This is a genomic window from Roseburia lenta (assembly GCF_014287435.1).
Lineage (GTDB): Bacteria > Bacillota > Clostridia > Lachnospirales > Lachnospiraceae > Pararoseburia > Pararoseburia lenta.
This window is the reverse complement of record NZ_JACOPG010000001.1, coordinates 616,354-640,737: the sequence shown is the minus strand read 5'-3', so window position 1 is coordinate 640,737 and position 24,384 is coordinate 616,354. Positions and strand designations below refer to the sequence as shown.

The window sequence follows — 24,384 nt, the reverse complement described above, 5'->3', positions numbered from 1 at the left end:
AGATAAATGATTACAGTAAAATTAAATGAAGCGAATTTTGAATACGATATCTACTCTTTGATCAAAGCCTTCTATCCACAGGAAGAAATTCTTGTGGATACGAATCCAAAGGCAGATCAGGAGAAGGTATCGTTTTCTTTTGCCGTGACCTATGCCATGGAGCAGATCACCATCACATGGAAGATAAAGGATGCTGAAACGACGAGAAGATGCGACGTTTGTTATCAGGATAGAAAAGATACCAAAAACAGACTGAAGCGCTTACTATATGAAATATTGCAGGAGATTTCAGGACGCGAACTGCCGTGGGGAACGCTGACAGGAATCCGACCGACGAAGATCCCACTGCGGATGCTGGAAGAGGGGGCCGATGAGACGGCAATTCGTACTTATATGAAAGATACCTATCTGATCTCCGAGGAAAAGGAGACGCTATGCACGGAAATTGCCAAGAAAGAGCATAGATTGTTAGCACCGGTGGATTATGAAAATGGATACAGTCTTTATATCGGGATCCCATTTTGCCCGAGTACCTGTCTTTACTGTTCCTTTACCTCCTATCCGATCGGTATCTGGAAAAAGCGTGTGGATGCGTATTTAGAGGCTCTTTTTAAAGAGATTGATTTTGTTGCAGAGCATTTTAAAGACAAGGTCTTAGATACCATCTATATTGGTGGCGGCACACCGACAAGTCTTAGTGCCGACCAGTTAGATCGGCTTCTGACCAAGATCGAAGAAAGCCTGGATTTATCTGATCTTTTAGAGTTTACTGTGGAAGCGGGAAGACCTGACAGTATCACCCGGGATAAATTGGAAGCCCTGCATCGACACGGAATCGGTCGTATTTCCATCAATCCGCAGACCATGAACCAAAAGACCTTGGATCTGATCGGAAGACACCATACGGTCGAGCAGGTGATAGACAGTTTTCATTTGGCAAGAGAGGTGGGATTTGCGACCATCAATATGGATCTGATCGTGGGATTGCCGGGAGAACATATGGAGGATGTGGAACATACCATGTCTGTGATAAAGGAACTGGATCCGGACAATCTGACCGTACATTCACTGGCGATCAAGAGGTCTGCAAGGCTGAATCTGGAATGGGATAAATATCAGGACCTTCACATGGAAAATTCTGAGAAGCATATGGCGCTTGCACACCGGACGGCGCAGGCACTGGGCATGGAACCTTATTATCTCTACCGCCAGAAGAATATGACCGGAAATCTGGAAAACATTGGCTTTGCCAAGGAAGGCAAGGCTGGACTTTACAATATACTCATCATGGAGGAGAAGCAGTCGATCGTGGCGCTTGGGGCAGGAGCAGCCTGCAAATGTGTGAGTGACCATGGACTGACAGTGACAAGGTGTGAGAATGTCAAGGATGTTGGACTCTATATTGAAAGAATTGATGAGATGATTGAGAGAAAGCGGGAACTTTTTTCAGAAAGATGAATGTCTTTTTTGCACAGGCTCTGAAGCAGATCATTGTGCCCACTTATGAAAATGTGCTGGCGGTTTTCATCGCCCAATGCCAGAAGGATCTTTCGGCATTGGGCGAAGTCTTTGAAATGCGCAATGGTAAAGAAAATCGAGACCATTGCAGTGTCTTACATGCCGTGGAAAATAATCAAGAATTGCCTTGAACGAGATTGTATTTTGCGTATAATAAAAGGGAGACTTTGTGCTGAAGAAAAATGTAAGACTACCATGTATGGAGCGAAGATCATAGAAATGAGAAACAAAAAAGATGAGAAAAGATTTGAAGCCTCAGAGAATGTCGGGCTACAGCAATTTCATATTCTTGGAGCAGCCGGATGCATTGGAAATACGCTTGGATTTTTAGGTAATGTCATCATATACGGATGGACGGTTCCGTCGATTCTCTGTGCGGTCTGCGCGCTTGTTATGTTGGTTGTGACGATCTGGGGATCTGTCAGCAGGCATGTACTTCGAGCATCCTATATCATCATTGTGATGGTGGCACTGATGGAGTTCCCTATGTTGTATTATGTATATAAGAGTGGAACGATCGCCTATATGGTGCTTGCGATCGTTGCAATAGCGAACTTTATGAAAAAGAAGCACGCCTTTATATTTGGCACTATCGCCATTGCAGAGGATATATGCACGATACTTCTGACATATTATTACCCGGTACATATTGAGCCGGTGACTGAGATAAACGCACTGAGCACAACACTGTGTTCTTTTATTGTGACAATGATTAGCCTCTTTTTGATTACCGCCCTAGGCAGTGCCCAGCAGAGACGGCAAAAGGAACGCCTGGAAGCAATGACCGAGCAGTTGCGGTCTGCGGCAGATCATGATTCCTTGACGGGACTTTACAACCGCAGATATCTCAACCATTACATGGAAAAGATCATGGGAGCAGCGCATGCGGATTTTTATACAGCACTTATGGATCTTGATTTCTTCAAAAAGATCAACGATAAATACGGTCACCTTTTTGGAGATGAAGTGCTGATTGGATTTGCGGATATTATGAACCGTTACCTGCCGGACGATGGTATTTCGGTACGTTTTGGCGGGGAAGAGTTCCTTCTGGTTCTACCGCAAATGACGGAGGAGCAGGTGCGCGATCTACTGGAAAAGATGCGTCAGGATTACAAGGCTTTTGGCAGACAAAAGTGTGGAGAAGACTTTACTTTCAGTTGCGGTATAGAGCGTTATGTAGCGGATATGGAGATTACAGCCTTGTTCAGTCGTGCAGATGACAAGTTATATCAGGCCAAGCAAAAAGGAAGAGACTGTGTGGTGTGATTTTGCGTCCTTCTGCAATTTGTAAAACGATCAAGTTGCTTCTTAAAAGAATACGGATTATAATGAAATGAAAATGTAAATACTGGAGGAAATGAAATGGCTTTAAGTAAGAAACCGGTCAATGGTATGAAAGATATTTTGCCAAGAGAGATGGAAATCCGTGATTACGTGACCAATGTGATCAAGACGACCTATCGTGAGTTTGGATTTACACCGATCGAGACACCTTGTATGGAGAATATCGCAAACCTGAGCAACAAGCAGGGCGGCGAAAATGAAAAACTGATTTTTAAGGTGTTAAAAAGAGGCGAAAAATTGCATTTGGACACTGCGAAGGAAGAAAACGATGTGGTGGACTTTGGTATGCGTTATGATCTTACTGTGCCACTTTGCAGATTCTATTCTAATAATGCCAATGATCTGCCAAGTCCTTTTAAGGCATTGCAGATCGGTAATGTATGGCGTGCAGACCGCCCACAGAGAGGCAGATATCGCCAGTTTACCCAGTGCGATATTGATATTTTGGGCGAGCCGTCCAATATGGCAGAGATCGAATTGATCCTTGCTACGACCACGACACTGGGGCGTCTTGGATTTTCCGGCTTTGAGATCCGTATCAATGAACGTCGTATCTTAAAGGCTATGGCTTCCTACAGTGGTTTTGAAGAAAAAGATTACGACAGTATTTTTATCACACTGGATAAGATGGACAAGATCGGCATCGAGGGCGTTTCTACAGAACTTCTGGAAAATGGTTATGCAAAGGAAAGCGTCGATAAGTATCTTGGACTTTTTGATGCATTGGCAGACAAAAAAAACGTGGCTGAGGGCGTAGGATTTTTACAGGAGACCCTGGGTGGATATTTAGATGAAGAAATCTCCGGCAATCTGCGTGAGATCGCCCAGACGGTTGAGGCGGCTAAGGCTGCGGATTTTGCTTTGGTATTTGATCCGACTCTTGTGCGTGGTATGAGTTATTACACAGGAACCATCTTTGAGATCGCAATCCCGGAATTTGGCGGATCTTGTGGCGGCGGTGGTCGTTACGATGAAATGATCGGCAAGTTTACAGGACAGAATGTACCGGCTTGCGGATTTTCCATTGGATTTGAGCGTATCATCTTACTTTTGATGGAGCAGGGATTTGAGATTCCGGAGCGCCCAAAGAAAGTGGCTTATCTGGTAGAAAAGAAGTATCCGGCAGAGAAACTGACGGAGGTCTTAAAGCAGGCAAAAGAAGCCAGAGAAAACGGACAACAGGTACAGGTCGTTCGTATGAACAAGAACAAAAAGTTCCAAAAAGAACAATTACAAAAAGAAGGCTACGAAGAATTCGTAGAATTTTTCAATAGAGACTAAGGCAGGAGGATAAAAAACATGGCAGAGTCTATGCAGGGGCTTCACAGAAGTCACCGTTGTACAGAAGTAAATAACACTATGATCGGCGAGGAAGTTACGCTGATGGGATGGGTGCAGAAAAGAAGAAATTTAGGAAGTCTGATCTTCGTTGATTTAAGAGACCGCAGTGGTATGATGCAGGTAGTCTTTGATGAGCCTGTGATCGGAAGCGAAGGATTTTCCAAGGCAGGAACTTTGCGTAGCGAGTATGTGGTTGCTATCGTCGGCAAGGTACAGAAGCGTTCCGCAGCCGTCAATGAGAACTTAAAAACAGGAGATATCGAGGTGTTCGCAACGCAGCTCCGCGTGCTTTCTGAGGCACAGACACCGCCATTCCCGATCGAAGCCGGTATCCAGACCAAGGAAGAATTACGTTTGAAATATCGTTATCTGGATCTGCGTCGCCCGGATCTGCAAAAGAATCTGATGATGCGAAGCCGTGTTATGGGTGTGATCCGTTCTTTCTTACAGGATGAAGGATTTTTAGAGATCGAGACACCGATCTTACAGAAATCCACACCGGAAGGAGCCAGAGATTATCTGGTACCGTCCCGTGTGCATCCGGGCAGTTTTTATGCATTGCCACAGTCACCACAGTTATTTAAGCAGTTGTTGATGTGCTCTGGGTATGATCGTTATTTCCAGATTGCAAAGTGCTTCCGTGATGAAGACCTGCGTGCAGACCGTCAGCCGGAATTTACCCAGGTGGATATGGAGATGTCTTTTGTAGATATGGAAGATGTCTTAGATGTTAATGAGCGTCTGATCGCCCGCGTATTCAAGGAGACACTTGACGTAGAAGTACCACTTCCGCTCAAGCGCATGACTTGGCAGGAGGCTATGGATCGTTTTGGATCTGACAAGCCGGATGTCCGTTTTGGCATGGAACTGATAGATGTATCAGAGGTTGTTGCCGGATGCGGTTTTGGCGTATTTACCGGTGCTTTGGAAAATGGCGGAAGTGTCCGTGGTATCAATGTCAAAGGTCAGGCAGCAATGTCCCGCAAAAAGATTGACAAGTTAGTAGATCATGCTAAGGGTTGTGGTGCCAAGGGACTGGCATATCTTTCTATCAACGAAGATGGCACTTACAAGTCATCCTTTGCCAAGTTTATGACAGAAGAAGAACTTGCCGCTTTGGTATCTGCTATGGATGGCCAGCCGGGAGATCTACTTTTGTTTGCAGCAGACCGCAATAAGATCGTATGGGAAGTTTTAGGTTCCTTGCGTTTACAGTTAGGAAAAGAGTTTAATCTCTATGATCCAAATGAATTTGCTTTCCTTTGGGTTGTGGATTTTCCACAGTTTGAGTGGTCAGATGATCAGAACCGTTTTGTTGCCATGCATCATCCGTTTACCATGCCTTATGAGGAAGATCTGGACAAACTTACCAGTGATCCGGGTGCTGTCCGTGCAAAGGCATATGATATCGTATTAAACGGTTGTGAACTTGGTGGTGGTAGTATCCGTATCTATCAGAGCGATGTGCAGGAAAAAATGTTCAATGCACTTGGCTTTACCAATGAAGAAGCACATGAGAGATTTGGATTCTTACTGGATGCCTTCTCTTATGGTGTACCGCCACATGCAGGACTGGCATTTGGATTGGATCGTATGATCATGCTGATGATGCATGCGGATTCTATCCGTGATGTGATTGCTTTCCCGAAGGTCAAGGATGCATCCTGTCTGATGACAGAGGCTCCGACACCGGTTGATCAGGCACAGTTAGATGAGTTGGGACTTGCGTTAGAAAACATAGAAGAATAATCAGGTACTAGAAAGGGTAGGGGTATAAATTATGGCAAAGAAACCAAAGAAAGCAATTGCACTTACACCGGAACAGACCGCCAGATCAAATAAATTAGGGGTGATGATCTACGGTATGTCTTTCCTAGGCTGGCTGCTGATCATGCTGATCACGCACACCATGTCTGCGCCGGGCATGGTAGTTATGCTGGTATGTTTTATATTGGCATCTTTCTGGGGATTGTGTAAGGGAAGCGAAGAAAATACGCATATCAAGATGTCAGTCATGTATCTGATTCCTTATATTGCTGTGACATTCACATCAGCAGCCAAAATATATCCGATTGTATTTATAACAGTGTATGCTTTAATTGTGTATCAGAATGTCCGTCTGGTGTCTTGCGGTACTGCTGCAACAGTCATCATCAATCTGGTAAGTATTGGATATCGATCTGTACAGGGACAGATGACAGGGGAAGATGCAACCATAGAGTTGATCTCTACTATGCTGTTTGGTTTCTTTAGCATGTATACGGTATTTCGTATCTACAATGCAACCAAGGATAATATGGATCAGATCCAAAAGCAGACCAATGAAGCCATCGAGGTGGCAAATCAGGTGGGACAGATCTCACAGGACATTCTGGATAATTTCCATGTGGTCACGGATGGCATGCATGACATCACAGAGCAGGCAAATGAAAATAAGGGTGCACTCAGTGATATTTCTTCCGCATCTTCCGTGAACAGTCAGGAAATGAGCCATCAGTCCGAATTGACACAGAACATTTATGCAATCGTGCAGGAAACACAGGCAAGTGCAGAACGTGTCCAGCAGAATGCGGAAGAAGTGTATGAAAAAGTCAGCGAAGGTGCTGTCCTTTCAGAGGATATGCGCACGCAGGCACAGGCAGTATCGGGAGATATCGAAGCGACCAATCAGATCATTACCGATCTGGTAGCACAGATCCAGGGCGTTTCCAGCATCACGGATGCTATTCTTTCCATTTCCAGCCAGACCAACCTCTTAGCCCTCAATGCGTCGATCGAGGCAGCCAGAGCAGGCGAGGCAGGCAAGGGATTTGCCGTAGTAGCCGATGAGATCCGTACGTTGGCAGAGCAGACCAAGAACTCTACGGAAGAGATTACACAGATTATGAACCAGTTGATCTCTGTGGCAAATCAATCTGTAGAAAAGATGAATCACTGCGTAGAGGGGATTCAGTTACAGAATACCAAGATTGCGGATGTCAACAGCAGTTTTGAACAGACCAAGGATAATGTCGGTAAGTTAAAGACTATGGTGGATGGTATCATTGATGGTGTCAATGAGGTGTCCAATAACACAGCCAAGATCGTTGACAGTGTAGTGAGTGTTTCTGAAAATACCAATCGTGTTTCTGAACTATCCGGAAACGGTGTAGATGGTGCTGTCATGATTTACGACACCATTCAGGATTTCTCCGATACTATTGGCAGATTGCATGGAAAAGTAGAAAAATTACAGGATACGATCTCAAACGAACAGTAATACATAAAAAGCCCGGGTGCAAACAGCATCCGGGCTTTTGGGTATGAGCATATATTAGCGGACTAAGACATCTGTGATCTCGCCGATATACATGGTGTGCATATCGCCATCCGCATACCACTTGTCTGCGATGGTCGGATCAATGAACTGATCGGCTGTTATGCGGGTCGCAGATAATTTTTTACAGAGGATGACAAATTTGGCTTCGTCTAAAAACGGAGTGCCTGTCATGTGGTTGATATGCAGACGTGCTCCGGCGATCTTATCCTCATTGTGACCAGAAACCTTGCCCAGGTAATTCAGTGTGCTGTGCATATGATCATCTTCAAAGAAATTGATAGAAAATGTATCGCTTGCATCGATCAGTTCCTTTGTGTAACGGGAATCACGGATATAGATGGTGGCTACGTTTTTTCCCCACATGACACCGACACCGCCCCAACTAACAGTCATGGCATTGGCTTTGCCGTCTGCCTCTGCGGTCACGGCTGCCCATTCGCTACCGATCTTTTGAAAAGGATTAAACTCTAACATATTCATAGGATATGGTTGAAATGTATGCATAATGTACTCCCTTCGTATCTTTCTTATTTTTACCATTATATTATTTTTGAAAAAGGCTTTCAAGAACCATTGCCTGTGGGGAATGAAAAAATATACAAAAAAGCCTAAGAAAAATGCAGGATAATTATAGACTGTATTCTTGACAAGCCTTGTAAAGAGGAAGATAATAAGAAAAACAGAGAAATTTTGCAGGATTTCATCTGCGATTATGCAATATATGGAGGAAGAAATCATGGAAATTAGATTTGAAGAACGTAAGCAGTTAAAGGAAAAGCCAGATCAGAAACATCTTGGATTTGGTAAGTACATGACAGACTATATGTTTATCATGGACTGGGACAAGGATCAGGGATGGCACGATGCTAGAATCGTACCACAGGGACCGATCGAATTGGATCCGGCATGTGTGACACTGCACTATGCACAGGAGACATTTGAAGGCTTGAAGGCATATCGTACCGCTGAGGGCAAGATCCAGTTGTTCCGTCCGGAAATGAACGCAAGACGTATGATCAATTCCAACGCAAGACTTTGTATGCCGGCATTCCCAGAGGACATGTTTGTAGAAGCAGTCAGAGCACTGGTAAAGCAGGAAGCAGATTGGGTTCCATCTGAGCCGGATACTTCTCTTTACATCCGTCCGTTTATGTTTGCTACAGAAGCAGCGCTTGGTGTGCATATGGCATCTTCTTACAAGTTTATGATCATTTGTTGCCCGGTTGGAGCATACTATGCAACAGGACTTGATCCGGTTAAGATTCTGGTTGAGGATGAATTGGTTCGTGCCGTAAAGGGTGGTACCGGATTTACCAAGTGTGGCGGTAACTATGCAGGATCTATCTTAGGACAGGTTAAGGCTGAGAAGATGGGCTATGCACAGGTACTCTGGCTTGATGGTGAGCATCGTAAATATGTAGAAGAAGTTGGTACTATGAATATCATGTTCAAGATCGCCGGCGAGATCTACACTGCACCGATCGAGGGAACCGTACTTCCGGGTGTTACCAGAGATTCCATGATCCATTTGCTTCGTGATTGGGGATACAAGGTCAACGAGACACGTCTTTCTGTAGACGATCTGATGAAGGCAGGGCATGACGGTACTTTGGAAGAAGTATTTGGTACCGGTACAGCAGCTGTTATCTCACCGGTTGGAGAACTTCGTTACAAGGATGATGTTGTTGTCATCAACGATGCCAAGACAGGCAAATTAACACAGAAATTATACGATACTTTGACCGGCATCCAGTGGGGCAAGATCGAAGATCCTTACGGATGGACACAGGTTGTAGAATAAGATCGCAGAATAGGATAAATGAAGGGCTCGATCAGACAGGATCTGATCGGGCTTTTTTATTTTTGGGTCGCTGGAGGAAGCCTGCATATAATGGGCTTGACGTGGGTAAGGATAATACGATAATATTTAATTGGATAACTAGGATTTAAGATGAAAGAGGAGTATTTATGTTTGATAAGGTTTATGGTTATGTCAAAAAATGGGTGACGGAATTGTGTCACATTTTAGAGTTGATCGCAGCGATATTTGTTTTTATTGCGGTCGTGATCGCGCTGATCGCGCTGATCCCACATGTGGGTGAATTGTGGGAGAACCGTTCAACGGCTGGGGCAATGCTGGAGTTTTTAGAACAGGTATTTCTGGTCGTGATCGGTGTTGAATTTTTGAAAATGTTATGCAGGCCGACCGCAGATAATGTCTTGGAGACGATCATCTTTTTAGTGGCACGTCATATGATCGTTGTCACGACGACAACACCGTTGGATGATCTGATATCTACCATCAGTATTGTCCTCTTATGCTTTGTGCGAAGATATTTAAAGGAACATCGGATGAAGGACAAGATGCGGGAAGAAGATTGGCGCAGATTAGAGGAGTCAGATGAATCAGGAACTGCTGAATGAATTAAGACAGATCAGCGATGAAGAACAGGGCTATCTTAAGGGACAGGTCGATGTGGATCGCGGAATCTATATGGAGCCGGAGACCCATATGGTCGATTACAAGCGGCTGATCGAGAGTGGTAAGACCATAGAGATCCGTACCCATACCCGCTTTGTGCATTTTCCGGCGCACACACACAATTATGTGGAACTCATCTATATGTGTTCCGGACAGACCACGCATATCGTCAATGGTGATCGGATCGAGTTAAAGACCGGTGAAATGCTTTTTTTAAACCAGAACGCCACGCAGGAGATCTATCCGGCAGGCGAGGATGATATTGCTGTCAACTTTATCATCTTACCGGCTTTTTTTGACTATGCCCTCTCTATGATGGGCGAGGAGGACAACCTGATCCGTAAGTTTGTTCTGGAATGTTTAAAGAGTAAGGATGCGGATGTCTCCTATCTGCACTTTCAGGTGTCAGGGGTGCTGCCCATCCAGAATCTCATGGAGAATCTGATCTGGACCATACATAACAAACAGCCCAACAAGCGGAGCATCAACCAGGCGACCATGGGCTTGCTGCTACTGCAACTGATGAATTATACCGACTTGGTCAGTGTTGGTAAAGACAATAAAAATCAGGAACTCTTGATGTCGGTATATCGTTATATCGAGGAGCATTACAAGGATGGTGAATTATCCGAACTGGCGCAGATGCTCCATTATGATGTGTATTGGCTGAGCCGCGCCATTCATTCCTTTACCGGTGCGACTTATACCGAGTTGGTGCAGCAAAAGCGTATGCGTCAGGCGGCATATCTGCTGGAAACATCCGGGCTGACCGTGGCGGATATCGCAGTGGCGGTGGGCTATGAAAATGTTTCTTATTTTCATCGGTTGTTTCAAAAGACCTATGGTATTTCGCCGCGCAAATACCGGACCGCAAAGCGGACAGATAAAGAAGAAAAGAATTTAGGATAGAGCATGGAAATCAAAGAATTATTGACAGAGATCACACAAACAGAAGAGGTAAGATCCCTTTTGAGCAATCTGCGCAGTCAGATCAAGGAGGATAAAAAGGCGGCAGAGACCTATGTAGACGCAGCCTTTATCGGACGCTTAGGGGACTTGCTTTCCCATGCGGATGCTAAGACCAGAAAGAATGCAGCCCTTTTGCTGGGAGATCTTTCTGACCGGGTACAGGCACTGGAAATGGCAGGTCAGGTCACACAGGCACTCTGGGCGGCTTATGAAAGGGAAGATACCAAGTTTGTTCTGGCTTCTTATATCAAGGGACTTTCGGCTTACGACTGTGGAGAGATCTTGGAAAGCCTGCAGGCAGAGAGAAAGCGGCTGGGCGCAGAAGAGATTTGGGAAGAAGACAAAAAACATATGCGTCTTTTGCTGGAGCAGATGGATCTTTTGCTGGAGGCATACCAGGAGAAGGAAAACTACCGGTATCAGGGTATCCACAAGAAACACGCTCTGATCCTTACAACGGATCCTTATATGAGGGAGGCACTCCTGGCACAGGTGCAGGATCTGGGCTATGCGGATGCGAGGATGGTAGGGCGTGGGGTACGCCTGCTCACAGACTCCCTGGATAAATTGAGCCAGATCCGCATCTATCGGGAAATGCTCTTTGTCATTCGATTTCGCGGTCAGACCCTTGCGGCAGAAGAAAATCTGGCGCAGGCGATCGTACTTTCCGAACTTCTTCCCCTTTTGGAGGAGGTCTATGGCAAAAAGAAAAAATACCCGTTTGCCCTGCGGATGCAGATGGACGCTGACAGCAAGACGACCAAGCGACTTGCCTATGCTATAGAGGAAGGCAGTCAGGGAAGACTTGCTAACCGCCCAAAAGATGCGGTCATCGAACTTTTGCCGAGGCAAAAGAAAGATGGGACTTATGTGGTCTATGCCAGAGTCTTAGGACAGGCGGACAGACGTTTTATTTATCGAGAGCATGCCTTGCCGACCTCTATGGCGCCAGTCGTGGCGGCAGAGATGGTGGAGTTGGTCCGTCCATATTTAAAAGAAGAAGCACATGTGATCGACCCTTTCTGCGGTCTTGGCACACTTTTGATCGAACGTATGCAGGCGGGAAGAACGCGTGATGTCTATGGCATTGACAGTTTTGGAGAAGCCATTTTTTATGGCAGACAGGATGCCGAGAAGGCAAAAAAGAACATTTATTTTATCAATCGAGATTATTTTGATTTTACTTCATCGTATCTGATGGAGGAGGTGATCACAGAATTCCCACGCATGGAGCATAAGGAGCGGGAAGAAGTCGATCAATTTTATCGTAGATTTTTTGACAAGACCGGTGAGATCACGGCAGATCAGGCGATGGTATTTGCCCTTTCAACCGAGGAAGGGATCTTGAAAAAACAATTACGTCTGCATGAGGAGTTTCAACTGGTACGCCAGATTCCTATGCGTGGACGTGAGCAGATCTACATTTTGAAAAAAAGAGGGTAGGGTATGTATACAGATCATGAGGGACAGGAACAAGACTTACAAAAGAAAGATGTCATGAATTGTCTGGATCAGGAACAGATGCAGGCAATGCAGGATCAGTTTTGTCAGACACAGGGTGTCTATTGCGTATGCGTCAGCAGAAACATGCGCCGGCTGACATCTTTTTCTGGTACAAAGGAAGAGCAGAACTTTATTGACCGCGTGTTTCCGGTGGCAACGCAGCGAAATCTGATCGCCAGTTTTTCGGATGTAGGGGGAGAAGATGTGATCGCGGTCGAATCCAGTATGCCATGTGTGCAGTTGCGTGGAATCGCCATCCGTGACGAGGATGGCAGATTTGACGGTGCGTGGGTACTGGTTGCTATCGACGCGGAATGCATCAGACCGGAGGATCAGGTGCCGCAGATCATGCGTAAAACAACGACAAAAGCCTTTGATGCGGCGGTGGCACTTTTGGATGTGCTGACAAAAAATTATTTTTCCAGCAAGATCCATCTGGCTGCGCAGGCAGAGGAGATCGCCCAGTTAGAAGCAAACGAAAAGCACATGGAGTATCTTTTGCAAAAGACAGAGGTGCTGACCGAGATCTTAAAGATGATGGAATCGGATGTCACTTTTGCACAGATCATGGAAGATATATTGGAGCGCGTGGGAACTTATATGCATCTGTCCAATGGCAGTCTTTTGAAATTGCAGGTGGACGAAGAACATGTAGAGATGATCTGTGAATGGGCAGATAAGCCGGAACATGAGCATATGCGGACTTACGGCAGCCTGCCGCTGGCAGAAGTACCTTTTATGACAGGACGCCCGTACACGATCTCGTCAGAGACGATTATGCCAAAGCCATTTTTAGACTATTTTACCAGGTATGAGATCCGCTGTGGCGTATTTCTGCCTTTGAATGTCAATGGCAAATGCAGTATGTATCTGTGCTTTACCATGATGGAGGAAGACCGTAAATGGAGCGTAGAAGACCTGCGCTTTTTAAATGACGTCAAGCGCATTACGCAGACGATCTTAGTTAAACGGATCACAAAAAATTCATTGGCAAGTTCCTATGCGGCACTGGATGCGATCTTAGAAAATGCCGGCTGCGGCATCAGCGTCAATGACTTAAAGACCGGACAGATCCTATATGCCAATGATGCCTTTAAGGAAATGAGCATGACAGAGCAAGACCGAATCGAACTGGAGAAAGTGCTGACCATTTCCCCGGATGGCATGGAAGGCATTCATGAGTATCGGGTGGCAGGCAGTGACAAGTGGCTGGAGATCACGTTTTCAAAGATCGGCTGGGTGGACGGCAAAGAGGTGCGTCTGGCAACGATCTATGATATTTCCAAGACCAAACGCTATCAGGAACGTATTGAGCATCAGGCAAATGAAGATTATCTGACAGGCCTTTACAACCGTATGCGTTTTGAGGAGGATCTGACAAAAGAGATCCATGCGACCGTGCGCAGTGGTGGAGAGAGTGCCATCCTTTATATCGATCTGGATGACTTTAACCATATCAATGACGGGCTGGGGCATCATGTGGGTGACCTGCTCTTACAGAATGTGGCAGATGCTCTGGGACATATGGATGGTGTGGCAGGTCACTGCTATCGTTTGGGCGGCGACGAGTTTGCAGTGATCGTGACAACCCGTCATATCGAACAGAGGGATGCGATGATCCGAAATATACAGAATCTGTTTTCAAGACCATGGCTCTTACAGGGGACAGAGTATTACTGCACCATGAGTATGGGCGTTGTGCGTATCCCGAAGGATGGGATCGATCTGTCCTTACTTTTACAGAGAGCGGATATTGCCCTGCACTGGGCAAAAAGTCAGGGAAAGAACCGTGTCGAGTATTACAACAACAACCAGTGCACCAGTTCTGTGGAACGTCTGGATATGGAAAAATGCATGCGTGAGGCGGTAGAACAGGGCTGCAAAGAGTTTGAAGTCTACTACCAGCCTCTCATTGACATTAGCAAGCCGGAGCGTCCGTGCTGTGGGGCGGAGGCTCTGGTGCGTTGGAATTCACCGAAACTCGGCTTTGTGATGCCATCGGAATTTATCGCTTTGGCAGAGTATCTGGGACTGATCAATGAGATCGGCTATCATGTCCTGATCGAAGCCTGCAAGCGCTGCAAATACTGGAATGATTTCGGACATCCGGAGTATAAGGTAAATGTCAATCTTTCCGTCATTCAACTGTTACAGAATGACATTATTGATACGATAAAAAATGCACTGACAGAGACAGAAGTTCAGCCTTCTAATCTGACACTTGAGGTGACGGAAGGGCTTGCTATCAATGATATGAAACGCATGCAGGAGGTCTTAAGAGAGATTAAGAAACTGGGTGTGCGCGTTGCGTTAGACGATTTCGGAACAGGTTATTCTTCGCTGAATCACATCCGTAGTATGCCGATCGATGTGATCAAGATCGACAAGTGCTTTGTTGAGGATGTGGGAGAGGATGTCTTTTCGGAGGCTTTTGTCAAATCTGTTTCCCAACTGGCTGATGCTTTGCATATGCATGTCTGCGTTGAAGGTGTCGAGGACAAGAATCAGTGTGATGCCTTAAAGGATATGAATGTGGATCTGATACAGGGCTATCTGTTTGACAAGCCGCTTAGTGTAGATGATTTTGAACAGAAATATTTATATTGATAATGAAAAAAGGAATCCGAAAAGGATTCCTTTTTGATGCAGGAGATGGGACTTGAACCCACACGATATTGCTACCACAGGCACCTGAAGCCTGCGCGTCTGCCAATTCCGCCACTCCTGCGCGCAAATAGTATTCTATCTGTTTTTACACATGAAGTCAAGGATAAATTGTAAACTTTTTACTGTAAAATCTGATTTATTCGATCACAAGGCTTCCGATCATGTAGCCGTTGGAGGTCAGAGGCATGGTATTTCCCAGTTTGATGACCTCTCCGCTAGAAGGATTCTGTACCAAAAGATAAAGGCTGTAAGTACCTTTGTCATAATCCCGCAGGGCAAGGGACTGCTTTAAGGTGGTCGTTTCCTGCGGATTCCAACTGCGATTATCCGTATCCAGTGGAAGGGTGATCATTTCTTCCGTGTCCTGATTGCGCATGAGCAGGCACACATCATATGGCATGTAAGAAACGGAAAAACCGACATTTTCTATGGAAAGCGTGAGACTTCCGCTTTCGTTTTTCCAGGTGTTAAAAGATAGGGCTGCATCCCGCAGGACATAGCGGTAACCCAGATGGGTCGTCATATAATCATACAGGGTAAGACCATTGTAGGCATCGGAAGAAGTGTAGGTCTGGCTTTTCCAGGATGTCAGCGTGCTTTCCGTCTGCTCGGCGTTCAGATAGGAAATATGGCGTGCCTGAAGCATCTGGATGGCGGTGGCTGCGTCTGCCAGCGAAGGGTCTGCCGCGACAGAGCCGCCGCATGGGGCAAAGTATGCGATCGCAGATGTGGCTTCTGCCTCTGCATTTGATAGGGCAGACGTCAGGCTATCGTTAAAAAGTCCCAGACGGTAGAAAAGGGTCTTGTCGGAAGTAAAAAGGGTCGGTGGTACACTGGTCTGTCCGATCGCCTGCAAATATTGCCCGGCATCGTGCAAGCCCAGATAGAGCGATTTGTCGGTTAGAGAAGCATAGTAGTCTGTCAGGTCGGCAAGGGTGGCATCCGTCAGACTTGGCGATGAGAGTGTCTCACCCTGCGCACCGACAAATATCCCCTGCAACTGGTAGATGTGTGCGGCATAGTCATTGATGATGTCGGACACCTGTTCCATATGGCGATAGACGGTGGTCAGGTCGGAAGGCTCGCTGATAGAATTGTCGCCGGTCGTATCATAGCAGAAACGCAGGATCATCTGCTTGTCGGTCGCCGCCCAGGTGCTCAAAATGGCGCGGATGTCAGCCAGTCCATGATCGGATATGGCACCGGCGGCATAATTTTTGAGGTTGATGCGGACAAGACAGAGGCGTGTGGAATTATCCAGAACCAACGCATAGTCCACGGTGGATGTGTCAAAAGATGTCTCGTCGGAGATCTCATACTCATAGGTGTGATACCAGCCGGTATAAGGATTTGCCAGAGTTTCGTTACTCTCGGCATAGTCCACCGGAGTAAAAGTGGCAGTGACATTGCGGCGCAATAAAAAAACAGTGCCGATGACACTGAGCGCTATTAAAAATAAGATCAGACCACACAAAAAGCGCAGACCGCGGTGCTTTTTCTTTATTTTTCCTGCCATGAGATGCTCCTTTGCTTTGATACAAGGAGTATATCATATTTATAGAAAGAAATATAAAAAATTGCCTAAAAATTGTCGTATTTGTTGGAGCGCAGGGGAGGGATATGATACAATGCCTTTAAGAGGATAATAGTAGGGGGCAGTATCATGGGGACAAGACTGGAAAATAAAAAGAAAACGTTCAAACTCATAGTGGCACTCTTGTCAGCTGCGGCGACTTTGATCTGGGTTTTATTTTTTGCATGGATGCTATGCCAGAACTCGACATCATCGGAGATCCTGGAACTGGCAGAGGGCTGGCAGGTCAGTGTAAACGGACAAGCGTTAGCGAAGGAGGACACACTGGCGGCATACAAGTTCTCACATTTACAGGTGGGGGATGAGATTGTCCTGATGGGAAGTTTCCCTAAGGATATGACTCTGCACCAGACCATGACATTTCTGTGTTATCTGTCCACGATCGATGTGGAGATCGACGGTAGACAGATCTATCATTATGGACAGGAGTATGCCGAGAAGAACTGGGTGGTAGGCAGCGGCTATCATTTTATAGACCTGCCGGACAATGTTTCCGGTAAAGACTTTGTCATTACCTTAAATGTGCGTGAGCCAGACGCTTTTACCAATATCACCAATCCGACGGTGACAGCGACCAGTGAGGTCTATCGGGAGTTTGCAAGACAGCATCTGCTCAGTACCTTTGTGGGGATCTTTTTGATCTTATTGGGAGCAGTCATGACCATTGTCAGTGCGGTCGCTGTCTGCTACAGCAAGTTGTATGTGCGTCTTTTGTATATCGGGATCTTTAGTTTTTTGATGGGCATCTGGTCCATGTGCAATATGAAGGTGTTTGAGATCTTCAAGATCGATCTGGCTTCCAACACGACGGTGGAGTACCTGACCCTGTATCTGGCACCGATCAGTTTTATCTTAATGATCGCGGAAATGCGAAAGCATGTGGCGGTCTGGAAACAGCAACTGGCATATGCATCGGCTATGCTGATGGGACTGTTCTTTGTAGTTTCGACTATTTTGCACTTTTTGAATATCGAGCATTATCCGAGATTCTTGGGATACTTCCACCTCTTTGGCGGCATTTCCCTATTCCTGGTGGCGCTGACCGGATATGATAAAGAAAAAAAACGTGACCGTTCGGAAAGAGCCTTACATATCGGTGTAGTGATCCTGTGCGTGAGTGTGGCAATCGATCTGGTTCGTTTTAATCTGCACAAATATGTCATGCAGGACAATGAACTTCTGACCATCAGTATCATTCCGGTGGGAACCCTGCTCTTTATCGTTATGCTGGTCGTAAGTTATATCTTCTACATCTATGGCATTCTGGTACATGAGGCAGAGCAGGAGTGGCTGGCTGACCGTGCATATCACGATGAACTCTGTGGTACTTACAACCGTACCAAGTGCAATGAGCGCTTTGACGAACTAGATGCAGGAGATGCGGAGTATGCCCTGATCAACATGGATCTCAACGGTTTAAAGACCATCAATGATTCTCTGGGACATGTCCAGGGAGATCTACTCTTGCAGGAATTTGCAGCCATCTTACAGGATGCCTTTTCCGGTATGGGTGAGGTATTCCGCATGGGCGGCGACGAGTTCTTAGTCTTAGTCCGCAAGGAACAGTTTCCACTGATCGACCAGTGCTTAAATAAAATGGTGCGTCTGGAGAAGCGGAGATCCAGCGAACTGACCTTTAATATTGAGGCAGCATATGGCGTGGCAAAAAGCAGCGAGTGTCCAAAGGAATCCGTGCAAAAAGTATATATGCTGGCAGACCGGCGTATGTATGATATGAAGACCAAGCAAAAGATCAATCAGAGACTGCGTTAGTTGTTGGTCTTTTTCGAGTACATGAGGTGGATTTATAGACAGTTTCCCTGAGCCGTGTTATATTACCAATATAAGATTGTTATTTTTTTGACAAAAGTAACAGACCAACCACACAAGTATTGAAAAAAGGGAGGAACCATACCAAATGTATGCTGACGAAAATGTAATTAAGATCAAACATGATGTACTTTATGAAGTAGCCAAATTAGCATTTGCAGATGAATTGGAAGAGAAGAGGGACGGCATTGCGCAGTCTTTGATTCCGGGACCAACACCGCAGTTCCGTTGCTGTATCTATAAAGAAAGAGAAATTATCCGCCAGAGAGTCCGCCTGGCAGAGGGAAAGGCACCGGGCATGCATGACGACGGCAATATCGTTCAGGTCATCAGTTCTGCATGTGAAGATTGCCCGATCTCCAGTTATGTTGTAACCGACAACTGCCAGAACTGTATCGGAAAGGCATGTATCAACGCATGTAACTTTGGCGCGATCGAGATGGGACGCCATCGTTCCCATATTGACGCTTCCAAGTGTAAGGAATGTGGTAAATGTGCCCAGGCTTGTCCTTACCATGCGATCGCAGCCTTAAAGCGTCCGTGTAAGTTCTCCTGTCCGGTCGATGCCATCAGTTATGACGAGAACGGCATTTCCGTGATCAACGAAGAAAAGTGTATCCGCTGTGGACTGTGTATTCACAGATGTCCGTTTGGTGCCATTGGTTCCAAGACCTTTATCGTGGATGTCATCAAGGCGATCAAGTCAGAACATCCGGTATATGCATTGGTTGCACCGGCGACCGAGGGACAGTTCGGTGAGCATATCACCATGAACAGTTGGAAGAAAGCCATGAAGGCAGTCGGCTTTACCGATCTTGTGGAAGTAGGACTTGGCGGTGATATGACAGCAGCCTACGAAGCAGAGGAATGGGCAGAAGCATACAAGAATGGCAAGAAGATGACCACTTCCTGCTGCCCTGCATTTGTCAACATGGTAAAGAAGCATTACCCGGAACTGATCGAAAATGTATCAACGACCATTTCACCTATGTGTGCCGTATCCCGTATGTTAAAGGCAAAAGAACCGGATGCGGTTACCGTATTTATCGGACCTTGTATCTCCAAGAAATCCGAGGTCAAGGATCATGCCATTGAGGGCAATGCAGACTATGCACTGACCTACAGTGAGATCCGTGCCATCATGCATGCGAGAAACGTAGAACTGGAGGAGGACGACAACTCTTATCAGGAGTCATCCATCTACGGCAAGCGTTTTGCAAATTCCGGTGGTGTTACCGAGGCAGTTTTGCAGAGTTTGAAAGAAAGCGATGATGAGATCGCAGCGACCGTCAACAAGTGTAACGGTGCCGCAGAGTGTAAGAAGGCATTGCTTTTGATGAAGGTCGGCAGATTGCCGGAAGACTTTATCGAGGGTATGATCTGTGAGGGCGGCTGTGTCGGCGGACCGAGTGCTTTCCGTCCACAGGCTTCTTTCAAAAAGAACCGTGAGACGATTCTTTCCGAAGCGGATGAGCGTGGTATCCATGAAAATCTGGATCATTACGATATGGATGCATTTTCCATGCATGCAAAGAGATAAAAGAAAACGAATACATAAAGACAACCGGAGCATCAAAACTCCGGTTGTTTTTCGTTTAGCCAGTCGACAAGAGCACAGAGACCTTCTTCGGAAAAGTCTGCTGTCTGGCGTGTCATTTTTTCTTCGTCCGTCTTAGCAAAGGCGAAAGGTCCCGGCCAGATGGTGGCTTGCAGTTTGACTTCTTTTTCATCCTCCGTATCCGGGATGGGGAATTCTATTTTTTCCACGCGGTAGCGCATATTGCCATCGCTCCCGGTAAAGGGGGACTTTTTATAAAAATTGAGTGCTAATAAAGAATGACGATCAATCATGAAAAAATCCTTTCTTTGTATTATTTTCTTTTCTGCTTTCTATTATAATATATAGTAAGAAAAAGAAGTAAAAAATTTGCTTTTTTTCCGGTGGATTATGCTATACTATATTCTTATCATAATGGCACTGGGGGAAGTGCTTATAACAGGAGGTTTTTATATGAGGGGATTTTTCAGAAAATGGGGAGCAGTGGCTCTGGCACTGGTCTTGTCGCTATCGGTATTTGCCGGTATGGATGGATCAAGCGTGCAGGCGGCAGAAGATCATGCAGAGGATTGGATGGCAGACATCGATGGGGAAACGATGCTGAGTTCGATCTCCATTCCGGGCACGCATGACAGCGCGACACAGTATGTAGGCATGCGCTATATCTTTCAATGTCAGGACACCAGCATCGCACAGCAGTTGGTCGATGGCTACCGCTATTTTGACATGCGTCTGGTCTTAGACGGCAAGGAAGATGAGCAGACACTGATCTTGAAGCACAATTTTGCAAAGTGCAAAGAGGGCGGCGGACTTTTTGCAAAAGCACTCAAACTGTCCAATGTCTTATCGGATGTCTATGCCTTTTTGCAGGAACATCCGTCCGAGACGGTCATTCTTTGTATGAAGGCGGAAAACAGCAAGGATGATGTGGCACAGGTACAAAAACTTTTGTATGAACAGATCGATCAGAACCCACAAATGTGGTATCTTGCCAACGAGATTCCGACTCTGGAGCAGGTACGGGGCAAGATCGTTTTGGCAACACGTTTTGAGGATGCCATGGAACTTGGTCAGCAAAAGAGCGGACTGCATTTTTACTGGGAAGACCAGGGAGACCGGGAGATCGTGGATGTGCCGTATGCACTCTCTGCCATTAGTGACAGTGCCTCTTTGTGGGTGCAGGACCGCTATAATTATGACACGTCCGACAAACTGGATGCCATTGTGGATGATCTGGAAAATTGTCAGGCGGCGGATGATACCTTTTCCATTAACTTTACCTCGACCAGTGGCAGCGGTAAGGTAGGACATCCAAAGAAATATGCCACGACCATCAACGATTATCTCTTATCCTATGACTGGCAGGCAGGGACATCTTATGGTATTGTAGTGGTAGATTTTGCGACAAAGGATTTGGCAAAATGCATTTATGAGACCAATACCTTTGTAAAATAAGACAGGATAGAGGGTGAAGTTTATGCCGCAGGGCAGACCCATGCCGGGAGAGATCTACCGGCATTTTAAAAATAAGACATATCAGATTCTTGCCGTGGCAAGACATTCGGAGACCAGAGAATTATATGTCGTTTATCAGGCTTTGTATGGAGATTACCAGACTTATGTCCGACCATACGATATGTTCATTAGTCCGGTAGACCATGAAAAGTACCCGGAGGTAGAGCAGGAATATCGTTTTGCCTATATAGCATTCCCGGCAGAGACCATCTGCCAGCCGGAAGATATGGCATCCGCGGGCGACAGTACAAAAGCCATGACACAGGATCAGAAAGTGCTTGCGAAAAAAGCGGCAGGACAGCCGGAAAGACCTGTGGCAAAAGAGCCGGAAGTTGACGCAGAATTACAGGGTGTCAACCCGCATTTTCTGGATTTTTTAGATGCAGATACCTATGGCAGAAAATATGATATCGTGACCGAGATGGAGGAGGAACTGGACGATCATCTGATCAATCAGATGGCGGCATCCATAGATGAGATCATTGAGGATGGGCGGCTGGAAGACCGCATCCTGCAACTGGAAGCCTGCCTTAGAACAAAGGCGCGGTATGAATTGAACCGCGCCAGATAAACTATTGGTAGAGAGCCATATTTACATTATGATAACGGCGATCCATGGTGACATCCTGACCGAACCAGTCCGGTGGCAGGAAGACATTGGCTTCCTCGATGGAGGCAAATTCCACCTCCGCCATGATGAGCGGTTCCATATCGCCATGAAAGACATCAAGTTCGATGGTGTGAGGCGCAAGCGGGATAAAATACCGGGTCTTGCTGATAATCTTACCATCGGCTTTGGTGCACAGATGTTCATAGGCTTCCTTGGTAAGCGGGAATTCACTTTCCTCCCTTGCCATCATCCCTTTGGACTTGTAGGTAAGGATATAATCATCATCCTTCCTGCGGATGCGAAGTACAGGATTTTCATTTAAATAAGCCTGTTCGATCTGACTGCAGGGATAAGAGGTCAGATCCTTTGGCAGATCTTTGATCAAAAATTTACGTTCGATTTCCATGCGATTCTCCTTTGGCGCTTTTTCTTATATTATAGCGCAGGCGGGAGCCCATGGAAAGAAGGAAGAAAACAAAAGAAAGAAATGAGGAAAAGATATGAGTAAAGTAGCAATTTGTATGGCAGACGGCTGTGAAGAGATCGAAGGACTTACCGTGGTAGACGTATTGCGCCGTGGGGGAATGGATATTGATACCGTATCCATTTCCGGTGATCCTTATGTGACAGGATCACACAATATTGCCTTTTGTGCAGATAAGTTGATCTCAGAGTTGAACTGGGCAGATTATGATGGGATCGTTTTGCCAGGCGGGATCCCGGGCACACCGAATCTGGCAGCAAGTCCGGCGGTGACAGATGCCCTTAAATTATTTGATGCAGAAGGAAAACTGATCGCAGCGATCTGCGCTGCACCGAGCGTCTTGGGACAGATCGGACTTTTGGAGGGCAGGGATGCAACTTCATATCCGGGCTTTGCAGAAAAGATGCCGGGCTGCAATTACAAGACAGATGCCGTTGTGCGGGATGGCAATATCATCACCAGCCGCGGCATGGGAACAGCGATCGAATTTGCACTAGCCATCGTAGAATATTTTTCAGACCATGAGACGGCAGTTGCTCTTGGCGATAAGTTTATCTACAGTTATGGTGCATAAGAGATACTAATAATTTCCAACTATATTTTCCCGTATTATGTTCATACTAGCATTAGATAAATCTTCTACAGAAGACATCAGACAAGATCCGGTGTCAGAAGATTTGTCTTAAAATAAATCTGGAGGTAATGAACATGAGCGGATCTTCAAACTCAAATTCTAACAGAATGGCAGTTCCTGAAGCAAAGGATGCCATGAATCGTTTTAAGCAGGAGGTTGCCAGCGAGATTGGCGTGCCACTTAAGGATGGTTACAACGGTGAGTTGACATCAAAGCAGGCAGGTTCTATCGGTGGTGAAATGGTCAAGAAGATGATCATGAAGCAGGAACAGGAAATGAGCAAATAAGTTTGCCCAGACCTTAGAGAGCAGCCTCGGGACTATCCCGGGGCCGCTTTTTTCTTTTCCTTTATAAAAAAAATGTGAGGGATACATACATGAAAGAGTTTACAAAGGCTGCCATTGCAGATACTTTTATGGAATTGTTACAGGAGCACACGATCGACCATATCACGGTTAAGGATCTGGCAGAAAAATGCGGTATCAACCGGCAGACATTTTACTATCATTTCGCAGATATTTATGATCTGATGGAGTGGACGCTGGATAATGAGTTAAAGAAATTCTTAGAGCGTTATGACAAGACGGATGCAGACTGGAAAGAGCAGTTGCAGCAGTTGTTCGTCTTTTTCCGTTTTCGTGGACAGCAGGTCTTACATGCCTACGATTCGCAGAACCGTCTTTATTATGAGCAGTTTATTTACCGGCAGATGCTGCCCGCCATCCACAAACTGATCCTGACCTATGAGGAGGCAGAGACTTTGGCGGAGGGCAAGGCCGAATTCATCGAACATGTCTATACGCGCATGATCGTCAATTTCTTTTTGGATTGGCTGGATGAGGGCATGCCGGATGAAGAAACGGTGCGCCTGAGTGATTATGTCCATTTTATGGAGGGTAGTTTACAGAGTACCCTGGTCACCTTCCAGGACAAAAATGTATAAAATTACTACAAATGTGCCTTGGTGTCAAAATTTTAGACATCGGGGCATTTTGTCTGTTTTATGAAGGAAC

22 protein-coding genes and 1 tRNA gene are annotated in these 24,384 nt (G+C 45.9%); 18 read left to right on the top strand and 5 right to left on the bottom strand.

The features are described from left to right. Nucleotides 1-6 precede the first annotated feature (6 nt). The 6 genes from hemZ to H8R94_RS03240 all read left to right on the top strand — a co-directional run bounded on the left by hemZ (nt 7) and on the right by H8R94_RS03240 (nt 7,465). Nucleotides 7-1,458, top strand: a complete 1,452-nt coding sequence (gene hemZ / locus H8R94_RS03265; protein WP_186853878.1) for a coproporphyrinogen dehydrogenase HemZ — start codon at nt 7-9, stop codon at nt 1,456-1,458. Continuing rightward, nucleotides 1,455-1,649 carry a hypothetical protein gene (locus H8R94_RS03260; RefSeq protein ID WP_186853877.1) on the top strand — a complete coding sequence of 65 codons (195 nt, stop codon included), beginning with the start codon at nt 1,455-1,457 and terminating at the stop codon, nt 1,647-1,649. The genes hemZ and H8R94_RS03260 overlap by 4 nt, the downstream gene beginning before the upstream one ends. Nucleotides 1,650-1,737: 88 nt before the next feature. Next, nucleotides 1,738-2,787, top strand: a complete 1,050-nt coding sequence (locus H8R94_RS03255; protein ID WP_186853876.1) for a GGDEF domain-containing protein — start codon at nt 1,738-1,740, stop codon at nt 2,785-2,787. A 96-nt stretch (nt 2,788-2,883) separates the two neighbouring features. Continuing rightward, nucleotides 2,884-4,146: a histidine--tRNA ligase gene (gene hisS, locus H8R94_RS03250; protein WP_186853875.1), complete on the top strand. Its 1,263-nt coding sequence runs from the start codon at nt 2,884-2,886 to the stop codon at nt 4,144-4,146. A gap of 18 nt (nt 4,147-4,164) precedes the next feature. Beyond that, a complete protein-coding gene (gene aspS / locus H8R94_RS03245) occupies nt 4,165-5,955 on the top strand; it encodes an aspartate--tRNA ligase (protein WP_186853874.1) in 1,791 nt (596 codons plus the stop codon). Between the two features lie 31 nt (nt 5,956-5,986). Further along, nucleotides 5,987-7,465, top strand: coding sequence for a methyl-accepting chemotaxis protein (locus tag H8R94_RS03240; RefSeq protein ID WP_186853873.1), 1,479 nt, complete (start codon nt 5,987-5,989; stop codon nt 7,463-7,465). A 54-nt stretch (nt 7,466-7,519) separates the two neighbouring features. Here the strand turns inward: H8R94_RS03240 and H8R94_RS03235 are convergent, their stop codons facing one another. Then, nucleotides 7,520-8,029 (bottom strand): flavin reductase family protein, encoded by a 510-nt coding sequence (locus H8R94_RS03235; RefSeq protein ID WP_178009589.1) that lies wholly within the window; start codon nt 8,027-8,029, stop codon nt 7,520-7,522. A 232-nt stretch (nt 8,030-8,261) separates the two neighbouring features. On the opposite strand from H8R94_RS03235, the gene H8R94_RS03230 reads away from it, so the two are divergent. From H8R94_RS03230 to H8R94_RS03210, 5 genes are all read left to right on the top strand, one after another. Then, a complete protein-coding gene (locus H8R94_RS03230; RefSeq protein ID WP_186853872.1) occupies nt 8,262-9,326 on the top strand; it encodes a branched-chain amino acid aminotransferase in 1,065 nt (354 codons plus the stop codon). A gap of 167 nt (nt 9,327-9,493) precedes the next feature. After that, nucleotides 9,494-9,949, top strand: a complete 456-nt coding sequence (locus H8R94_RS03225) for a hypothetical protein (protein ID WP_118280831.1) — start codon at nt 9,494-9,496, stop codon at nt 9,947-9,949. Continuing rightward, nucleotides 9,927-10,916 carry an AraC family transcriptional regulator gene (locus tag H8R94_RS03220; protein ID WP_118280832.1) on the top strand — a complete coding sequence of 330 codons (990 nt, stop codon included), beginning with the start codon at nt 9,927-9,929 and terminating at the stop codon, nt 10,914-10,916. Before H8R94_RS03225 ends, H8R94_RS03220 begins: the two co-directional genes overlap by 23 nt. Before the next feature lie 3 nt (nt 10,917-10,919). Next, nucleotides 10,920-12,419, top strand: coding sequence for a class I SAM-dependent methyltransferase (locus H8R94_RS03215; RefSeq protein ID WP_186853871.1), 1,500 nt, complete (start codon nt 10,920-10,922; stop codon nt 12,417-12,419). 3 nt (nt 12,420-12,422) lie between these two features. Further along, on the top strand, nt 12,423-15,086 hold the full coding sequence (locus H8R94_RS03210; protein ID WP_243238438.1) for a putative bifunctional diguanylate cyclase/phosphodiesterase: 2,664 nt from the start codon (nt 12,423-12,425) through the stop codon (nt 15,084-15,086). 37 nt (nt 15,087-15,123) lie between these two features. On the opposite strand, the gene H8R94_RS03205 is transcribed toward H8R94_RS03210, so the two are convergent. Both H8R94_RS03205 and H8R94_RS03200 read right to left on the bottom strand, forming a co-directional pair. Next, nucleotides 15,124-15,207, bottom strand: a tRNA-Leu gene (locus H8R94_RS03205). Between the two features lie 75 nt (nt 15,208-15,282). Continuing rightward, nucleotides 15,283-16,662: a DUF4874 domain-containing protein gene (locus tag H8R94_RS03200; RefSeq protein ID WP_186853870.1), complete on the bottom strand. Its 1,380-nt coding sequence runs from the start codon at nt 16,660-16,662 to the stop codon at nt 15,283-15,285. Nucleotides 16,663-16,809: 147 nt separating this feature from the next. Here H8R94_RS03200 and H8R94_RS03195 point away from each other — a divergent pair, with 147 nt between their 5' ends. Next, nucleotides 16,810-18,513 carry a GGDEF domain-containing protein gene (locus H8R94_RS03195; RefSeq protein ID WP_186853869.1) on the top strand — a complete coding sequence of 568 codons (1,704 nt, stop codon included), beginning with the start codon at nt 16,810-16,812 and terminating at the stop codon, nt 18,511-18,513. Between the two features lie 145 nt (nt 18,514-18,658). Beyond that, on the top strand, nt 18,659-20,110 hold the full coding sequence (locus H8R94_RS03190; protein ID WP_118280836.1) for a 4Fe-4S dicluster domain-containing protein: 1,452 nt from the start codon (nt 18,659-18,661) through the stop codon (nt 20,108-20,110). A gap of 32 nt (nt 20,111-20,142) precedes the next feature. Here the strand turns inward: H8R94_RS03190 and H8R94_RS03185 are convergent, their stop codons facing one another. After that, nucleotides 20,143-20,421: a hypothetical protein gene (locus tag H8R94_RS03185; RefSeq protein WP_118280837.1), complete on the bottom strand. Its 279-nt coding sequence runs from the start codon at nt 20,419-20,421 to the stop codon at nt 20,143-20,145. 160 nt (nt 20,422-20,581) lie between these two features. Between H8R94_RS03185 and H8R94_RS03180 the strand changes: the two genes are divergently transcribed. Beyond that, the gene (locus H8R94_RS03180; protein WP_178009995.1) at nt 20,582-21,583 is read left to right on the top strand and encodes a phosphatidylinositol-specific phospholipase C; all 1,002 of its coding nucleotides are present in this window, start codon (nt 20,582-20,584) and stop codon (nt 21,581-21,583) included. Between the two features lie 22 nt (nt 21,584-21,605). Beyond that, a complete protein-coding gene (locus H8R94_RS03175; protein WP_186853868.1) occupies nt 21,606-22,214 on the top strand; it encodes a DUF1653 domain-containing protein in 609 nt (202 codons plus the stop codon). A 1-nt stretch (nt 22,215) separates the two neighbouring features. Here the strand turns inward: H8R94_RS03175 and H8R94_RS03170 are convergent, their stop codons facing one another. Continuing rightward, nucleotides 22,216-22,659: a CYTH domain-containing protein gene (locus H8R94_RS03170; protein WP_186853867.1), complete on the bottom strand. Its 444-nt coding sequence runs from the start codon at nt 22,657-22,659 to the stop codon at nt 22,216-22,218. 94 nt (nt 22,660-22,753) lie between these two features. Between H8R94_RS03170 and H8R94_RS03165 the strand changes: the two genes are divergently transcribed. The 3 genes from H8R94_RS03165 to H8R94_RS03155 all read left to right on the top strand — a co-directional run bounded on the left by H8R94_RS03165 (nt 22,754) and on the right by H8R94_RS03155 (nt 24,314). Next, nucleotides 22,754-23,311 (top strand): DJ-1 family glyoxalase III, encoded by a 558-nt coding sequence (locus tag H8R94_RS03165; protein WP_178009993.1) that lies wholly within the window; start codon nt 22,754-22,756, stop codon nt 23,309-23,311. A gap of 134 nt (nt 23,312-23,445) precedes the next feature. Beyond that, nucleotides 23,446-23,658: an alpha/beta-type small acid-soluble spore protein gene (locus H8R94_RS03160; RefSeq protein WP_118280842.1), complete on the top strand. Its 213-nt coding sequence runs from the start codon at nt 23,446-23,448 to the stop codon at nt 23,656-23,658. Between the two features lie 89 nt (nt 23,659-23,747). Then, nucleotides 23,748-24,314 carry a TetR/AcrR family transcriptional regulator gene (locus tag H8R94_RS03155; RefSeq protein ID WP_186853866.1) on the top strand — a complete coding sequence of 189 codons (567 nt, stop codon included), beginning with the start codon at nt 23,748-23,750 and terminating at the stop codon, nt 24,312-24,314. Nucleotides 24,315-24,384: the final 70 nt, after the last annotated feature.

Coding starts and splice junctions, on each gene's coding strand:
- H8R94_RS03255 (WP_186853876.1), top strand. CDS start 1,738: ATGAGAAACAAAAAAGATGAGAAAAGATTTGAAGCCTCAGAGAATGTC.
- H8R94_RS03260 (WP_186853877.1), top strand. CDS start 1,455: ATGAATGTCTTTTTTGCACAGGCTCTGAAGCAGATCATTGTGCCCACT.
- H8R94_RS03215 (WP_186853871.1), top strand. CDS start 10,920: ATGGAAATCAAAGAATTATTGACAGAGATCACACAAACAGAAGAGGTA.
- H8R94_RS03225 (WP_118280831.1), top strand. CDS start 9,494: ATGTTTGATAAGGTTTATGGTTATGTCAAAAAATGGGTGACGGAATTG.
- H8R94_RS03195 (WP_186853869.1), top strand. CDS start 16,810: ATGGGGACAAGACTGGAAAATAAAAAGAAAACGTTCAAACTCATAGTG.
- H8R94_RS03235 (WP_178009589.1), bottom strand. CDS start 8,029: ATGCATACATTTCAACCATATCCTATGAATATGTTAGAGTTTAATCCT.
- H8R94_RS03175 (WP_186853868.1), top strand. CDS start 21,606: ATGCCGCAGGGCAGACCCATGCCGGGAGAGATCTACCGGCATTTTAAA.
- H8R94_RS03185 (WP_118280837.1), bottom strand. CDS start 20,421: ATGATTGATCGTCATTCTTTATTAGCACTCAATTTTTATAAAAAGTCC.
- H8R94_RS03180 (WP_178009995.1), top strand. CDS start 20,582: ATGAGGGGATTTTTCAGAAAATGGGGAGCAGTGGCTCTGGCACTGGTC.
- H8R94_RS03170 (WP_186853867.1), bottom strand. CDS start 22,659: ATGGAAATCGAACGTAAATTTTTGATCAAAGATCTGCCAAAGGATCTG.
- aspS (WP_186853874.1), top strand. CDS start 4,165: ATGGCAGAGTCTATGCAGGGGCTTCACAGAAGTCACCGTTGTACAGAA.
- H8R94_RS03230 (WP_186853872.1), top strand. CDS start 8,262: ATGGAAATTAGATTTGAAGAACGTAAGCAGTTAAAGGAAAAGCCAGAT.
- H8R94_RS03220 (WP_118280832.1), top strand. CDS start 9,927: ATGAATCAGGAACTGCTGAATGAATTAAGACAGATCAGCGATGAAGAA.
- H8R94_RS03160 (WP_118280842.1), top strand. CDS start 23,446: ATGAGCGGATCTTCAAACTCAAATTCTAACAGAATGGCAGTTCCTGAA.
- H8R94_RS03165 (WP_178009993.1), top strand. CDS start 22,754: ATGAGTAAAGTAGCAATTTGTATGGCAGACGGCTGTGAAGAGATCGAA.
- H8R94_RS03210 (WP_243238438.1), top strand. CDS start 12,423: ATGTATACAGATCATGAGGGACAGGAACAAGACTTACAAAAGAAAGAT.
- hisS (WP_186853875.1), top strand. CDS start 2,884: ATGGCTTTAAGTAAGAAACCGGTCAATGGTATGAAAGATATTTTGCCA.
- H8R94_RS03240 (WP_186853873.1), top strand. CDS start 5,987: ATGGCAAAGAAACCAAAGAAAGCAATTGCACTTACACCGGAACAGACC.
- H8R94_RS03155 (WP_186853866.1), top strand. CDS start 23,748: ATGAAAGAGTTTACAAAGGCTGCCATTGCAGATACTTTTATGGAATTG.
- H8R94_RS03190 (WP_118280836.1), top strand. CDS start 18,659: ATGTATGCTGACGAAAATGTAATTAAGATCAAACATGATGTACTTTAT.
- hemZ (WP_186853878.1), top strand. CDS start 7: ATGATTACAGTAAAATTAAATGAAGCGAATTTTGAATACGATATCTAC.
- H8R94_RS03200 (WP_186853870.1), bottom strand. CDS start 16,662: ATGGCAGGAAAAATAAAGAAAAAGCACCGCGGTCTGCGCTTTTTGTGT.